General features: G+C 45.2%; 11 protein-coding genes. 3 read left to right on the top strand and 8 right to left on the bottom strand.

Features of this window, described 5'->3' with window-relative positions; genetic code table 11:
* Positions 1-60 precede the first annotated feature (60 nt).
* Positions 61-501, top strand: coding sequence for a CsgG/HfaB family protein (locus tag QUA04_RS12065; protein WP_333257195.1), 441 nt, complete (start codon positions 61-63; stop codon positions 499-501).
* 182 nt (positions 502-683) lie between these two features.
* Here QUA04_RS12065 and QUA04_RS12060 read toward each other — a convergent pair whose 3' ends face one another.
* Positions 684-2,993 (bottom strand): protein phosphatase 2C domain-containing protein, encoded by a 2,310-nt coding sequence (locus QUA04_RS12060; RefSeq protein ID WP_333257193.1) that lies wholly within the window; start codon positions 2,991-2,993, stop codon positions 684-686.
* A 1,009-nt stretch (positions 2,994-4,002) separates the two neighbouring features.
* Between QUA04_RS12060 and QUA04_RS12055 the strand changes: the two genes are divergently transcribed.
* Positions 4,003-4,362 carry a hypothetical protein gene (locus QUA04_RS12055; protein ID WP_333257190.1) on the top strand — a complete coding sequence of 120 codons (360 nt, stop codon included), beginning with the start codon at positions 4,003-4,005 and terminating at the stop codon, positions 4,360-4,362.
* Between the two features lie 215 nt (positions 4,363-4,577).
* On the opposite strand, the gene QUA04_RS12050 is transcribed toward QUA04_RS12055, so the two are convergent.
* The 3 genes from QUA04_RS12050 to QUA04_RS12040 form a co-directional block, all read right to left on the bottom strand.
* The gene (locus QUA04_RS12050; protein ID WP_333257188.1) at positions 4,578-4,922 is read right to left on the bottom strand and encodes an NAD(P)H-quinone oxidoreductase subunit M; all 345 of its coding nucleotides are present in this window, start codon (positions 4,920-4,922) and stop codon (positions 4,578-4,580) included.
* 75 nt (positions 4,923-4,997) lie between these two features.
* Positions 4,998-5,519: a hypothetical protein gene (locus tag QUA04_RS12045; protein ID WP_333257185.1), complete on the bottom strand. Its 522-nt coding sequence runs from the start codon at positions 5,517-5,519 to the stop codon at positions 4,998-5,000.
* A gap of 277 nt (positions 5,520-5,796) precedes the next feature.
* Entirely contained in the window at positions 5,797-7,761 is a 1,965-nt protein-coding gene (locus QUA04_RS12040; RefSeq protein WP_333257183.1) for a pentapeptide repeat-containing protein, read from the bottom strand.
* 25 nt (positions 7,762-7,786) lie between these two features.
* On the opposite strand from QUA04_RS12040, the gene QUA04_RS12035 reads away from it, so the two are divergent.
* On the top strand, positions 7,787-8,587 hold the full coding sequence (locus QUA04_RS12035) for an ion transporter (protein ID WP_333257182.1): 801 nt from the start codon (positions 7,787-7,789) through the stop codon (positions 8,585-8,587).
* Between the two features lie 230 nt (positions 8,588-8,817).
* On the opposite strand, the gene QUA04_RS12030 is transcribed toward QUA04_RS12035, so the two are convergent.
* The 4 genes from QUA04_RS12030 to QUA04_RS12015 form a co-directional block, all read right to left on the bottom strand.
* A complete protein-coding gene (locus QUA04_RS12030; RefSeq protein ID WP_333257179.1) occupies positions 8,818-10,194 on the bottom strand; it encodes an ATP-binding protein in 1,377 nt (458 codons plus the stop codon).
* Positions 10,195-10,302: 108 nt separating this feature from the next.
* Positions 10,303-11,658 (bottom strand): ATP-binding protein, encoded by a 1,356-nt coding sequence (locus QUA04_RS12025; protein WP_333257177.1) that lies wholly within the window; start codon positions 11,656-11,658, stop codon positions 10,303-10,305.
* 683 nt (positions 11,659-12,341) lie between these two features.
* On the bottom strand, positions 12,342-12,908 hold the full coding sequence (locus tag QUA04_RS12020; RefSeq protein ID WP_333257174.1) for a hypothetical protein: 567 nt from the start codon (positions 12,906-12,908) through the stop codon (positions 12,342-12,344).
* Positions 12,909-13,185: 277 nt separating this feature from the next.
* On the bottom strand, positions 13,186-14,751 hold the full coding sequence (locus QUA04_RS12015) for a hypothetical protein (protein WP_333257170.1): 1,566 nt from the start codon (positions 14,749-14,751) through the stop codon (positions 13,186-13,188).
* Positions 14,752-14,798: the final 47 nt, after the last annotated feature.

The following is a 14,798-nucleotide window of genomic DNA, read 5'->3' as shown; positions in this document are numbered from 1 at the left end:
CTCTTGTTTCATCTGTCGAAAGAATTCTTAAAGAATTTGGAGATAATTATGTAATTAATTTTGCTTAACTACTTAGTCGATCGTAGCAAACTCGAACAAGTGCTCAAACAGCAAAATCGCAGCGGTGCGATGGATGCCGGCACAGCAGCCGAAATTGGCAAACAATTAGGAGTTGACGCCGTGCTCATCGGCACCATTACCAAGTTTAATATCGACAAACAATCCGGCGGCGGCAGTTTCATGGGAATCGGCGCCGGTTCACAAAAAACCAAAGCTACCGTTCAAATAGATGTGCGGTTAATCGCTACAGCTTCGGGAGATATTCTTGCCACTGCCAAAGCAGTAGGAGAGGCAGATCAAAGCGATTCTAATATTTCAGTCAGAGGTGTCAGCGGCAATTCTGGCAGCAGCAATGAAGACTCACTTTTGAGCGCGGCAGTTGATAAAGCCGTATCCCAAATGGTGGCTAAACTGGCAGAGGTATCTAACAAATTACGTTAGAAATTTTGAAACCTTGTTAGATTTGAGATTGGAAATTATTAAATTTCCAATCTCAAATCTAAAATTATGTCAGCTACTTGACCAGGGATCGTATCAGTTAATCTTAGTTTTGTTTAGAAATTTGCATTTTTATTTCTACTAAATTTCAGCAAAGTTGCTCAACATACTCAAGCATGAACAGTTTAATTAGCATTTGGATTTGAGTCAGCATCAACGCATTTTCCCTTTTGAGTGGGGTTTAAGGCTAGGTTAGAGACTACTTTAGAAACGCCAGCTTGTTCTTGAATCCATCCGATTTCCCCCGGTTGCAGCTTGGCGCTTTCTACTTCAACTGTTGGCTTAACTGCCGGGGAAGGCGACGGACTTGCCACAGCGGCAGATGGAGTCAGTGCGGGTTTTGAAACTGTAGAAAAATCTTTATTTGGCTCGGGCTTGGGAGAGTTCGATCGCACTTTTTCAGGAATCGAACAAACTTTCAATTCCAGCCAATTGCCTTGAGGCGTAAGCTGTTTGTTTGTCACCTGTAAAACGCTACCGGCTGGGACTGTTCCTTTGACAGTCAACTCACCGATTGCGACTCGCAAATCCAAGCGATCGCCCTCTTTTTCCACTTCCCCAGCCCCAGAACTTTTAATCTCTATAAACGAGCCTATTTCTAAAGATTTGACCGGAGAAGGTACAGATTCAACAGTTTTTTCTGGCGTGCTTCCAGCTTTAATAAAACCGCGTTTCCCAAAAATTGACTCCCCGGCAGTATCGATCGCGGGACCCACCGGAGGGATGAAAAAATAAGCAAATACACCCCCCAATCCTAATAAAAATAAAATTTTCAGCAGCAGCGAAAATAAACTTTTGCTTTTTTCCGGCTGTAACAACTGCGTTTTTCCTGGAGAATCCCCATCGCCAAGGCTTGTCGGCCCATTCAAATCCGTTGGCAAATCCTCGCTGTCGGAAATTAGTTCGATCGGCGTATCTAAAGGTGCGACAGACAGTTCTGTCAAAGTATTACCGTCTTCCCTCAAATGTGCTTGACAGTGAATTAGAGCAACAGTGACGTTATCGTGACCGTTTCTAGTATTAGCAATCTCAATCAGTCGATCGCGCGCCTTACCCAAATTAATGCTACCGTCGAGAATTGGCAAAATCTCCGCTTCCCAACATTCCTCAACCCGGTCTTTATCACTCAAACCGTCGGAACACAGCAGCAAAACGCAGTCTTCATCCACCGGAAAACGCTGCACAGTCGGGTGCAGAGTGTTGGAGGAAGTAATCCCCAAAGCTTGAATCAGAGCTCCGGCGGCCACTTGTTCCAAAGCATCCCGGTAGAGAGAGTAGCCCAAACGCACCTCGCGGCAAGCCACATTATCATCAAGAGTAACTTGATAGCAGCCGGTGCGGGTAATCCAGTAAGCCCGACTGTCTCCGACGTGGGCGACGTAGAGTTCGTGAATGTGGGCTAAAGCCATAACTAGGGTAGTTCCCATCCGCTGGCGGCCTTGGCGGTGTTCGCTGTCGTTGCGACTGGCTATCTTGTCGTTAGCAGCACAAGCCGCCCGTTCCAGCTTGGAAGTCAGGCTCAACGGGTCCCAATTAGCTTGATGTAGGGGCATTTGCTGCAACTTGTCGCGCAGCACACCAATTGCTTCTTCCGAAGCGACTTCGCCACCATCTTGTCCACCGATACCGTCGCAGACGATCGCGCAAGCTTCCGCACCCGGGTTTCCTGCCAACAGCGTACCGCTGGGCGGATAGCAAGCATCTTCGTTGTGAGCCCGGGCTCTGCCCACATCCGTGCCCGTGGCAATCTCAACGTGACGATCGTAAAATCGGCCGCACTTTGCCAAAGCTTTATCCAACTGACCCATCAGTTGTTCGCCGTGGCGCACTTGACCGGCAACCATTTGCTGGCAAAGTTGCCTCAAAAAATTGGCAATAGTCGGGTGAGCATCTTCGAGCCACTGCTGCCACAATTTGCCCAACTGCGACAAATGAGGCGGTTTGCGATCGGGCTGCAATTCCAGAAACCGCACCACTTGCCCTTCCACCCGTAGCAGTTCGGGAGTCAGCAGCGTCGAAGCCACGCCCTGAGCGATACACGGCTGCCACAACTGAGCAATTTGCCACAGCCAATTGAGCTGGCGCATCGCTGCGGCTCCTTTCCAGGAATCCGCCAATTCCGGCATTAAAGATTCCGTCACCTTCAAAATCGGCACGTTTTCCAGCAGCCAGATATCTCCCGAGAGCTTGCTCATCTTCGACGATACCAGGCCGTATACTTGAGGTACGTGCAACTGATAGGCAAACAGTCTCAGATAAGGAGTGACAACACTCGGAATCTCTTCGGGCAGTTCCGGCAAGTGTTCGGGTTGAGTATCGACAAGAAGTCGATCGCGCTTGACCAAGTAGCGACCAGCGATCAGATCGCCTGGCTTACACCCTTTGATCCCTTCACCTAAAGCCCATAAGTAGTGTTTTGCCACAGAGTTTTGCATAAGGGTTCCTGACGCCTTTGGGCAAGCGTGCTGATCTGAACTATTTTAGCGATTAAACCTCGACGGGTTGATACGTGGCGATTATTTGACACCCCCGCTTTCTCAACAGACGGAGATTCTTAAGACTTCGCAGTCCTAATATCCTGATTTTTCAGGTTCCCGGGCTCACCACGTTTCCACTGTTGTGTGCGTAGTGATATCTCCTGACAATGTTTTAGGCGTGACTTTCCCCCAGTCCAGGGGTAGGTTTTAATGTCTTGTACTGACACAAATAGTCTACCATTTTGTTAACCCGCCGATGAATTTTGCTAGGAGCTTTCAGAGTTAGACGATCGCGCGACGCCCAAGTCCTCGGCTTGAAATCACACTGTTTTCAGCATATTCCTGATAGTGGCCATTTCCCAAGAAATCGCAGCACTCAAGGGAATTGAGATTTTCGACTAACTATAATGGTATGATGCAGCTAGGTAGAAATCACCTGACCCAACAGGTATAAATAAATATCAATTCTCGGTTTTCTCGCCAAGGGTGTTAATTGCCTCATGCCCGAGTTTCGCAAGTAAAGTTAAATTTAACCTGGCCCAAAGACGGATAAAAGCCCCCAGATTCATCTGTGGAGTCCATCTAAAGTATAAAATCGACAATCTCACATCTACTGACGGATGCCAGCCGCCGACAGGAGTAGGGGAGAGCAAAAAAAATTAGATATTCGTTCCAGGCCCCTGATTCATCTGTGGAATCAATCTAAAATCTCAAATCTAAAATCTCAAATCGACTGGCCCCAAGACGGATACAAGCCCCCAGATTCATCTGTGGAGTCAATCTCAAATCTCAAATCTAAAATCTCAAATCGACTGACGGATGCCAGCCCCCGACAGGAGTAGGGGAGAGCAAAAAAAATTAGATATTCGTTCAAGCCCGCAGATTCATCTGTGGAGTCAATCTAAAATCTCAAATCTAAAATCTCAAATCGACTGACCGGCCTCTGCAAGCTGTTGAGTATTTAACCATGCCCCCACATGAGCCCAGCGCCTTTCCCAAGAATTTGCCCGATGCGAAGCTACTGCCTGCAGTTGAAATAGACGAAATACTCACTAGCATTCAACATTCTCACAGTTTCTATTACAAAGTGATGAATCTTGAGGTTTGGGCGCTGGTGGAAACCTTGGATGGGCTGTTTCCCGGCGCTTGGGGTCAGTTTATGACCAACCGCCAACTTGCAGTTAAACAGTTTTTGGAACGCGATCGCGTTCCAAATTCTCCGGTTGATGCTGGGGAGGCGGGGGACAAGTCCGATCGAAGTCGGAAGAAGGAAGAAGCCAGGAGTCAGGAGTCAGAAAGAAGCCGGAAGAAGCCGGAAGAAGAATAAAGGCAGATTTTCCCAATTCTCCCTATCTCCACCTTTCCTCTGTATCCAAGTCTAAATCCCCCTCAATCCCCAAAGCGAGAGACGCAACAGAACCCTCTTTTCCCCCCGTACTCCCCTGATTAATAGCAGTAGGAGCGATCGAAACTCAGCTACAAGCGACATTTATTATGGGTATCAATCTTAAGTTGACATAAATGCCGATCGCCCGATCGCCCTTACAGGTTAATTTTGGCATCAACTTGAGGCAAGCCCATGCTGTAGTTGACAGCGCGGCCGTTGAGGTTGTAGCTGATTTGGCCTTTTTGGAGGAGCGATCGTACCAAGTGTTCCAATTCCGAACCGATACGGCGGAGGTTGTACTCGGTCAAGTCTTCGCCCTCGTATGCGTCTACGAGTTGGTCGAATTTGGCATATACCTGTTTGACTGACTCGTCATTCCAGTTAAGTTCGTTATCTGGGTCAATGTCGAGCGTCAAAAGGTCGTTGCTGGGTACGAGTTCGTTGTCTTCGAGGATGGCGGTGTATATGCGAATATGGCGGGTTGTTGACTTAAGCTGCATGACTTCTTATGTGTAAAGATTTTTTGCTGAATTAATTGTAATGGCACAGAGATGCGCGGGGAGCGTGGGCGATCGTCAATTTCTCGGAATCCCGAAATATTTTAGTTGTTCGGCCGTCCAATTTTTGTAATATTCAGTTTTCTCTAAAGCATCGGAAGCTGGCTTCAGCTTAGAATTTACTTGAACAGTGAAGCCCGGATACGGCATCCTCCTAGTATGAAGCCCGTCAATATTAAAATCTTCTTCGGGATGAGTGTGAAAAGCCAGCAAGCCCAACTCTGAAATCTGATTATTCAATTTGTCTATCAATTCTTTAGTTTCTGGTGCAGTAATTACGGTTTTTTCGGGATTAATTACTACCATTATTTCAAATTCCGAATTGTAAAATTCATAAATTGATTTCATGATGGCAGAATCGCGATCGAACTCAGTCAGCGCTGAAAACCGCTCGATTTTGAATAAAATTTGATTAGCCAAGCGTGCCTTTTTAGTGAAGGGACAAATCGGTAAATCGCTGAAAATAGGATGCGGTAACTCAACAAACTCCGTCATCCATCTGAGGGTAGATTCTATAATTTCCGTGTCAGATTCATTCATCGACAATCTATGTATTTGAACTTTAATACTAATTATACTTTATTTGTATGGAGGGCGATGCACACCATTGGTGTTAATTTAACGCTATTTCCCTCAGTCCGGCAGGGGTTTAAACCCCTGGCTAATAGCAAAAGTCATCGCTATGAGGACTGAAGAACTCATTAGTCCTCGACCGAAAACTTTTGCTATTAGCCAGGGAATGAATTCCCTGGCGGACTTTCGGTTAAATTCACACCAATACATTGCCCACCTTGCTGTTTAATATTGGCGATATAATTCATTCATGAATTGTGCCATCAGGCATAATTGCACCTGCGAGTTTTGCCTTTTCCAGATTTACCACCCCACTTAGATTCGCTCCCTTGAGGTTGGCTTTTTCTAGGTTTGTATTATCCAAATCTGCCCCACGCAAGTCTGCCGAAGTTAAGTTGGCTCCAGTAAAATTACCATAACGAAGGTTAGCCCCACAGAGATTTCCTTCAGTTAATATTGCTCCGCTGACATTACATTGAAGAGTTCCACCAACCAGATTAACTTTGGTCAGATTAGCACCACTAAAATTGGCCCCACTTGTTTCTGTATTTTTCAAATTCGCTCCACTCAAGTCTGCGGCAGTTAGGTTAGCAGATGCTAAATTTGCCTGCATCAGGTTGGCTCCTATCAGGTTTGCTGCCGTTAAGTTGGCACTACTCAGATTTCCTCCGCTTAAGTTAGTTTTATTCAAATTAGCTTGCAGGAGTTTTGCACTCTGCAAATTTGCCGTAGTTAGATTTGCACCACTCAAGTTAGCTTCGCTCAAGTTAACTCCGCTCAAGTTACGACGAGCTAGGTTTGCTTCTTTCAGTGAAACATTAGGAGCGATTAAGTAAGCACCTGCTTTAATAGGGTCAAAGCCTCTGGGGAAGACAGTCTGTGGGTTGTAAAGTGCTTGTTGAAGTTTTGCTCCTTCAAGGTTTGCCCCTTCAAGGTTTGCCATTACTAGGTTAGTATCACTTAGGTTGGCATTACTCAAATCAGCCTTCATCAATTTTGATTCCCTCAAATTCAACCCTGTTAAGTTGGCTTTACTGAGGTTTGCCCTGCGGAAGTTTGTTTTAGAGAACAAATGAACACTACTGAGATTTACCCCACTCAGATTAGCTTCACTTAGGTTTGAGCCTCGCAGATTTACTTCACTTAAATTTGCATTTATGAATTTTGTTTTCCCTAAGTTGGCTGAGGTTAGATTAGCTGTGTGAAGGTTTGCCTGACATAAATTTGCCTCAGTCAGGTTAGCATAAGATAAGTCGGCTTCAGAAAGTTCTGCACGGCTTAGATTAGCATTACTCAGATTGACAGAATGCAGGGTTTTTCCGCTCAGAGCCACTCCCGATAAGTTAATCCCTGTAAAATCTCGTTCTCCCTGATTATACCGTTTCAAAAATTCCTCAGCACTAATAGCTGCTTCCAGATTTTCTAGTGCAGAATCATCAATTTTTGCCTCAGCCTCAGATTGCACAGTATCCGCATTTACAGGAGTAGCCACCGGCTGTTCTACCGCTTCGCTAGATACTGGAATCGGTGTCTCCTCGATCGCCTCTTCGCGCAATAGCTTATCCACCCGATCGCTAAACCGCCTCACAACCTCAGCATCATCAAGCTTCTCAGCAGCTTTCGAGCTTTTCTCAACCGCATTCTCAACATAATACTTATCTACAAAACTTTGCAACCCCGCATTATATCCCTGTCCTACCGCCTGAAACCTCCATTCGCCATTCTTCTTATACAAGCGTCCAAATTCTAAAGCCGTTTCTTGGGAAAAAATCTGATTTAAATTGTACCGAACCAATTCGCTAAGAGTTTCTCGGTTGTAAAGCCTGATAAAAGCATTTGTAACTTGACTAAAACTTTGATTTTTTTCCTGTCCCTCGTGAATAGTCACCACAAACACAATTTCCTGAATAGCAGAATTGATTTTACTCAAATCCACATAAACCGTCTCGTCATCTCCGTCTATTTGCCCAGTCGCACTGTCTCCCGAATGTCGCACCGCACCGTCCGGCGATGTCAGATTGTTGTAAAATACAAAATACTTTTCATCAGGAATCCGACCGTCTGCCGCTAACATAAAAACAGATGCGTCAATGTCGCAGTTTTGTGCGGTCTGGCTGACTTGCCACCCCAGGGCGATCGCAATTTTACTGAAATTAGGAGTTTCTTTAGAAAGATTGAACCTTTCACCCTTAGTTAATTCGATACTCATATGCGATAATTCCCTTACCTCATAAATGGTATTAATTCTCTCATCTATGTTAACCCGATCGCAAATTGGATTTTATCTCGAAGACATCGAAACCCCCATTGGCAGAACCGTCAATTTAACTCTTACCGGACTCATTCTTTTATCTTCCGCCAGCTTCATCGCCGAAACTTACCCGCTTTCCCAACCTGTTAGAATTAATTTCCAAACTCTCGATACCGTTCTTTTAATCGTTTTTGCAGTTGAGTATTTATTGCGGCTGTGGTGTGCCGAAAATCGAGTTAAATTTATTTTTAGTTTTTTTTCAATTATAGATTTGCTGGCAATATTACCATTTTTACTGGGATTTGTCAACGTTAGTTTTATCCGAATTTTTCGCTGGTTTAGAATTCTCCGACTCATCCGTTTTCTGGAATTAAAAATTTCTATTTTCCGCATCAGCAGCGAAGATGGGGTGATTTTTGCTCGAATTTTGTTTACTTTGCTGGCAATAATTTTTGTTTATTCTGGTTTGATTTATCAAGTCGAACATCCGACCAATCCCGAAAGTTTTGGAACTTTTTTGGATGCTGTTTATTTCTCCGTTGTCACGATGACCACGGTGGGATTTGGCGATGTTACTCCGATTTCGGAATCCGGTCGTTTTCTGACTATTTTGATGATTTTGACAGGAATTGCTCTGATTCCTTGGCAATTGGGGGATTTGATTAAACAATTAGTTAAAAGTGCTAATCACGGAGAAGCTGTTTGTAAAGGTTGCGGTTGGTCTGTACACGATGCTAATGCTAGATTTTGTAAAATGTGCGGCAGTCAATTAGATAATGGTTGACTGTTGACTGTTGACTGTTGACTGTTGACTGTTGTACAGATAACAGGTAGGGAAACCGCATTGCCGTGTCTATACTTCATAAATCAGGAATAAACTGTAACTTCTTCCCTGTTCCTGACATCCGTTACATCCGTTACATCCGTTACAGAATCCGTTGCCGAACTTCCCTGTTCCTGACATCCGTTACATCCGTTACATCCGTTACAGAATCCGTTGCCGAACTTCCTTCTTTAAGCTAAGGGTAACAAAATTTCAAATTCAGTGCCTCTGCCTAACTCCGATCGCATTCTGAATGCACCGCCGTGTTTGCCCGTCACGATTTGATAGCTAACCGCTAAACTGGTTTCTTTGAGGGCGCGTTTTTCCGTAGAGAATGATTCTATGATTTTTTTGTACTTGCTAGGTGACATTCCTGGCCCGTTATCTGATATGCAAATCGAAACCCAGCGAACATGAAGTTTGTCTAAATCCGGCGCAGGTTCGGGACAGCAGACTTGAGTTGTGATTTCAATTTTAGGCTGGCGATCGAACTCTTTGAGTCCTCCACCTTTGAACTCTTTCGCCAATTCTTGACCGACTGCTTCGTTAATTAATGTATGAATAGAATTGGTCAAGATATTCATAAATACTTGGTTTAGCTGTCCTGCATAGCACGGCACTGGTGGCAGGTAGCCGTAGTTTTTCACTACTTGGATTTCCCTGGTCAAACGACTTTTGAGCAGCAAAAGTATGCTGTCTATGTTGGCGTGCAAGTCGGTGGGTTTGGGATAAATATCGTCTATGTGGCAGAAGTTTTGCAAACTGCTTGCTAACTTGCTCAAACGTTCGGCTCCAGATTTGATGCTGGCAACAGTTCGGAGGAAATCGTTTTGCAGAAAATCATAGTCGATCTCTTCCTTGAGCTGTGCTATTTCCGGCGGGGGTTCGGTACAGTACGCCTCGTAAGCTGAGAGCAACTCCATCAAGTTTTTGCTGTAGTCGGTGACGTAGGTTAAATTCCCCCAGATAAAGCCTACCGGATCTAAAATTTCGTGGGCTACTCCGTTGACTAAACGCCCTAAACTAGCCATTTTTTCGCTTTGAATCATTTGAGTTTGGGCTCTTTCGTAGCGGACTTGAGTTTCTATGCCACGAATTTGCCAGTAGGCGATGTTTAGTGCGTTAGGGTCTAAGAGTCGGTAAGATTGGGAGTCTATTTGGACGACGATCGGTTCTGCCTGTAATTCGGGCGATCGACGCAGAGCTTGTGGGGCTGCTGCCAAAATGGTTGTACTCTCTGGGACTAATAATATTTCGACGCGAGCGTAACTGTAGAGAACTTTTAGTGGCAGGTGCAAAAATAGCTCAGGGCCTTGGGGTTTGAGCAAATATTCCAGCAGTTGCCTTCGGGATATCATGCCAGCAAACTCTCCTGCTTCCATCAAGACGACTCCCGGCACTAGGGGATGCTGTTCAAACATTTCGGCAACTGCCACGGCCAAGCAGCTCGATTTAACCTGAAAGTCATACAGGGGCAAATCCCAGAGGGTAGACTCTAGGGAAAGGTCTTGATGGCTGCCTTCGGAGAGTGAAGGGCTAAGGAGTTTGGAACTGAATTTATTTGCCACTGGAACTTTTAGTTGCCGAAACGCTGGGAAAGTGAATTGAGAGCCTACTACTAAGCTACCCTATCATTTCACCGCAGGAGCGAACTACCGAGAATATTCTTAAGTTAATCATGTTGTGCCAACTATAGGCAGGAGAATTTCAAATTCAGTATTCTTACCTGGTTGCGATCGCATTCTCAGTTGGCCACCGTGCTTTTCTGTGACGATTTGATGGCAGATAGCTAGCCCCATACCGGTGCCTTTGCCTGCTGGTTTAGTGGTAAAAAAGGTGTCAAATATCTGCTTGTGATTTTCTGGGGCAATGCCGGGCCCGTTATCGGCAATGCAAATTGCGGCCCGCTTGCCGTGTTCGGTTTCTATAACTTTAGTGGTAATTTCGATTTGGGGCTGCCAGTTGTCCAGGCACTGGGTCTGTATTTCTCGATCGGCTGCGTACTCTGTCAGGGCGTCTAGAGCATTAACTAACAAATTCAAAAACACCTGACTCAACTGACCGGAGTAGCCACTAACTAGCGGCAGTTCGCCGTAATTTTTAACCACTTCTATGCTGTTTTTAAAGCGGTTTTTCAAAATTAACAGCGTCATCTCCACACATTCGTGAATGTCTGTGTCGGCTGGTTTTGTCTCGTCCATGTGAGAGAAGTGGTGCAGCCCGTTAACTATTTTTAGCAATTGCGAGGCTCCTAACTCCATCCCTTCTAAGGTTATCGGCAAATCTTCTTGTAAAAAATCAAATTCAATTTCTTTTTTTAGGGCCTCTATTCGGGGACAGGGTGCCGAATATTCTTCTTCATAAACCGACATGAGCTGAAGCAAGTGTTCAAAATAGGACAGCAGAAAAGTTAAATTTCCCCAAATACAGTTCAGCGGATTTCTGATTTCGTGGGCTACTTCTGCTACAATCCTCCCCAAACTCGCCATTTTTTCTGTTTGGATGAGTTTGGCTTGGGTTTGTTTGTGGAGTAACTTATTTGTTAATTCGTGAATTCTTGATTGAGCGACCATTAATTGGTGTACGTCTAACAGCTTGTAGCTCTGGGGGGCTATTTCCACTACTACGGGTTCGTAAATTAATTCTGCTGATCTGTAAAGACATTCGTGGGCGGCTTCTACTATTAATTTACTGGCGGGAAGTACGAGTTCCTCTGGCTTGGCAAACTTGTACAACACCTCTATTGGTCGCTTGAAAAACATTTCTACTCCGTAGCGACGGTTAACTTTTTCAAAAAATAGACGCCTGGATATGATGCCGACAAAATTACCTCCATTTGTCAAAATGACGCCGGGAAGCATGGAATTTTCTTCAAAAGCCTGGGCTACTTCTTTTGCCTGTTGAGTTAATTCAATTTGGCAGTTGGAGAGTGGCAGGTCTAGGAGAGTTGATTCTAAGGAGATGTTCCAAGTACAAAATTCAGGTATATGCAACACTGATAACTCCGAGCTAGTCTCACGCACAGCAAACATAGATGAAACCCCTGTTAAATATTGTATTAATGGACAACTTAAGTTGCTATTAATTCGTAACTGGTAATTGGTAGCGGGTAGTTGCTAATTTGCCAAATGACAACAGCACCCGATGGGAAAACCCGATCGCAGTAGCATTCTCTGCTAAAGATTTTGTGTCTAAGTCAATATTAAACGATCGAAGCTTTTGTGGAACTTACTGATCTCTGCTGTAAACTTTTTACCATGATATACCTGCGATCGGGTGTTTTCCGAAAATTTTTAATATTTATAACTAATTATTGTGATAAATTATACCATTTTTCTAGTGATAGAAGGGAATTTGGAGAACCGCGAGCGGGTTATCAGTGAATATACGGGCATCCTTCGAGGGTTGGAGGGCCCGGATTAGCCATCGTCCAAGGGGCTTGCAGGCTCCAATTGTCAAGACTAGGGCCCAGGCCAAAGGAAGTTGGGCCACGGATTTGCTTTCTTCGGATGTAACCGAATGTAACGGATGGGAGGCTTGAGTAATCGTCGCGAGAGAAGGAAGAAGCACTGTTCCGCAAGGGTTTGTGCAATTAAGAACGTTCTAACCGTATTGGCGGTTGCGATACCACTCAAAAGAAATGCAACTTTAGGCAACTTCCAACCTCGATGGTAGTCAGTTTTTTGCAATCTGCCATCTGCCATCTGCCATAGTCTTAGGGTTCCACCTCCGGCCAGAGGCGTTCTAGCTGATACCGCCAAGCGGCGAGAGTGTTTTCGCGAGACTCTCGCCCTAGTTCCATTTCACCCATCAATCCCTCTGCGTAGAAACGGTCTAAAGTCTGAAGGGTAGTTTCCACAGACTGTCCCTGCATCTTCGCAGCTTTGATGATTTGACGGATGCGGCTTTCTATCAAACCGCCGAAAAAGTCAGACAAACCTAGCTCTTGCAAAGCCAGCAGTCTGGCGACGGCGGCTGAGAAATCGGCTGCCGCGAGTGTGGCACAACTGTGCTGAAATACTCCCCACAAAACGTTTTGATGTAAGGCGTAGCGAGTTTCGAGGGTGGTGTCAAAGTTAGCTTCTAGCAGTTTATCAAAAAATGGTTGAGCTTCCTGGGCATCGGCGATCGGCAGCAAAATCCGCAACCAACTCCCGTCTTCTGAAAGGAGGACTAACAGGCGAAATTTGGGGGTTTCTACTTGCCAAGAAGTGGCAGCAGGCATCTCTACACTGTCACCAAATAAGTCTTTAAGGGTATTGCTAATTTCTTCGGGAGTCATGATAATTTTAGATTTTAGGTTTGAGGTTTTAGATGTGAAATTGCAGGCTGGCGAGTTCGTTTCAAAAGTTTGTAATATTTACCAGTATGGCTTAGTATCAACTCAATTTCAAATCTCAAATCTAAAAATTCAAATTTCAAATCAATTTAGTAAAAGTAGGGTGTGCACCGCGCATATTTCAACGCTTGGTGTTTATGGGCGCACCTTACCCTATTGATATTTACCAATATTGGTCAATCTAAAATCTAAAATCTAAAATCTAAAATCTAAAATCGATTTAGGGGAGCCAGCGGGGGTGATAGCCGGCAAAGGGAAGTTCTTCTGGCTGTATTTTTGCGGGAGAACCGTCTGCGGGTATTTCTACTAAGGGTAGCAGCCAGAGGTGGCTGGTGGCGATCGACTGTCCACTATCGTTGCGGGGACTGTCTGCTGCTGAGGGAGTTGCTGCTGTGACTGATTGGTCGAAAATTAATGCCAGCCCATCGGGAGATAAACTGATTTGGGTATCTAATTGGTTGGGCAAAATCAGCAGCGGTTTGATGGTTCCTACCAAACGAGTACCCTCTTTTTTGAGGTCGATGGTGGCGATGAAAGGCTGTTCTTTGTAGCTTTCTGTTTTGAGGCGTTGGGCTAACAAACAGTAGAGACGCTGAACTTGGTTGTCTTGGTTTTTGCGGGGGTCGAAATAAACGGCCATAATGCTGCCGGGAATACGCAATATTTCTTGTTCTACACCTTGGTTATCTAAGATGAAAAGCGATCGAGTAAAGTCGCTGTTGTATTTAACATAGGCGGCGGCGGAGTTGTCGCGGGCCATCCCCAATACTTGTTCGTATTTTGGCAAAAATTCTACAGGGTCTGCTTCGGGTTTGAGGGGGACAATCGCTAATCCTTGTTTTTGAGAGATTACCATCGATTTGCTATCGGGGCGAATCATAAAATCTCCGCCTTGTTCATTTTCCAATGGTCTGGGCGCCTGTTTTTCTTCCACAATCCAAGGACTAAAATCGCCAGGATTGCGGCGGTTGACGCGCTGGACAACTATGATTTTTCCGTCTGCTGAGAGGTCAAATTTGAGGTTTTGGTAATCTTTGGAGTCTAAGATTTTGTCGATTCTACCTGCTGGGTATTTTTGTTGAGTTCCTGAGCCCGATTGGGGATTGAGGCCGGTGGTGACTGTGAATAGTTCTTGATTTAGGGTGCCGCGAGTACGGGCGATCGATCGATCTGTGGCGGAGAATAAAATGCGATCGCTGTCAGGATACGGTTTAAAATCGGTAACGACTAAATCTTTGGGAGTCAGCGCTATCGGTTTCGAGTCGCTGCTGGTGAGATTGACTAGCATTAATCTGCTTTCTGTTTCGCCTTGGACGCCGATGTAAGCAAAAGCTCGATCGCGGCTGCGAAAGGAACTGCTAAACGGTTGCATTGGCGTTCCTTTATTTTGGTTGTTGTCTCCGAAATACTTGTCTGTTGCTCCGGCGAGTTTTACTGTGTAGGTAACGCCGTAGGGTGCTGGATCTTTGAGGGTGTAAGCCATGCGTCTGCCAGCCCAACTAAATTTACCGGGGAGGGGGGGTTCTAGCTTTAAGTTTTCCTCGACGGTGGAGTGGTTCATCGGCCGAAAGAATGTGAGGATAAAGCCAGTATCTTCGGCGCCGATTTGTTTGTTTTCCCAGGTAAATTCTCGCACTCTGGGTGCTGTGCGATTGCCGCTCAGCAGCAGCAGCCCTATTAAGAAGCTCAGCACTAGCATGAGGACGATCGCCGTGCGGTCGATCGGCTGTTTGAATGGCAGAATAGCTAAGCGTGAAGGATTATTTTTTTTGTTAAAAATACTCACAAATCTTTCTCTCCTACTTCTGCTTACCATTTACTGCCAAATTTTCC

The organism is Microcoleus sp. S13_C5 (assembly GCF_036700845.1).
Classification (GTDB): Bacteria; Cyanobacteriota; Cyanobacteriia; order Cyanobacteriales; family Microcoleaceae; genus Microcoleus.
The sequence above is the reverse complement of the archived record's forward strand: the minus strand, read 5'-3'. Positions and strand labels throughout refer to the sequence as shown.

Excerpts from the sequence above, each read along its gene's own strand:
- QUA04_RS12060 (WP_333257193.1), bottom strand. The coding sequence starts at position 2,993 with ATGCAAAACTCTGTGGCAAAACACTACTTATGGGCTTTAGGTGAAGGG.
- QUA04_RS12035 (WP_333257182.1), top strand. The coding sequence starts at position 7,787 with ATGGTATTAATTCTCTCATCTATGTTAACCCGATCGCAAATTGGATTT.
- QUA04_RS12025 (WP_333257177.1), bottom strand. The coding sequence starts at position 11,658 with ATGTTTGCTGTGCGTGAGACTAGCTCGGAGTTATCAGTGTTGCATATA.
- QUA04_RS12055 (WP_333257190.1), top strand. The coding sequence starts at position 4,003 with ATGCCCCCACATGAGCCCAGCGCCTTTCCCAAGAATTTGCCCGATGCG.
- QUA04_RS12020 (WP_333257174.1), bottom strand. The coding sequence starts at position 12,908 with ATGACTCCCGAAGAAATTAGCAATACCCTTAAAGACTTATTTGGTGAC.
- QUA04_RS12045 (WP_333257185.1), bottom strand. The coding sequence starts at position 5,519 with ATGAATGAATCTGACACGGAAATTATAGAATCTACCCTCAGATGGATG.
- QUA04_RS12050 (WP_333257188.1), bottom strand. The coding sequence starts at position 4,922 with ATGCAGCTTAAGTCAACAACCCGCCATATTCGCATATACACCGCCATC.
- QUA04_RS12040 (WP_333257183.1), bottom strand. The coding sequence starts at position 7,761 with ATGAGTATCGAATTAACTAAGGGTGAAAGGTTCAATCTTTCTAAAGAA.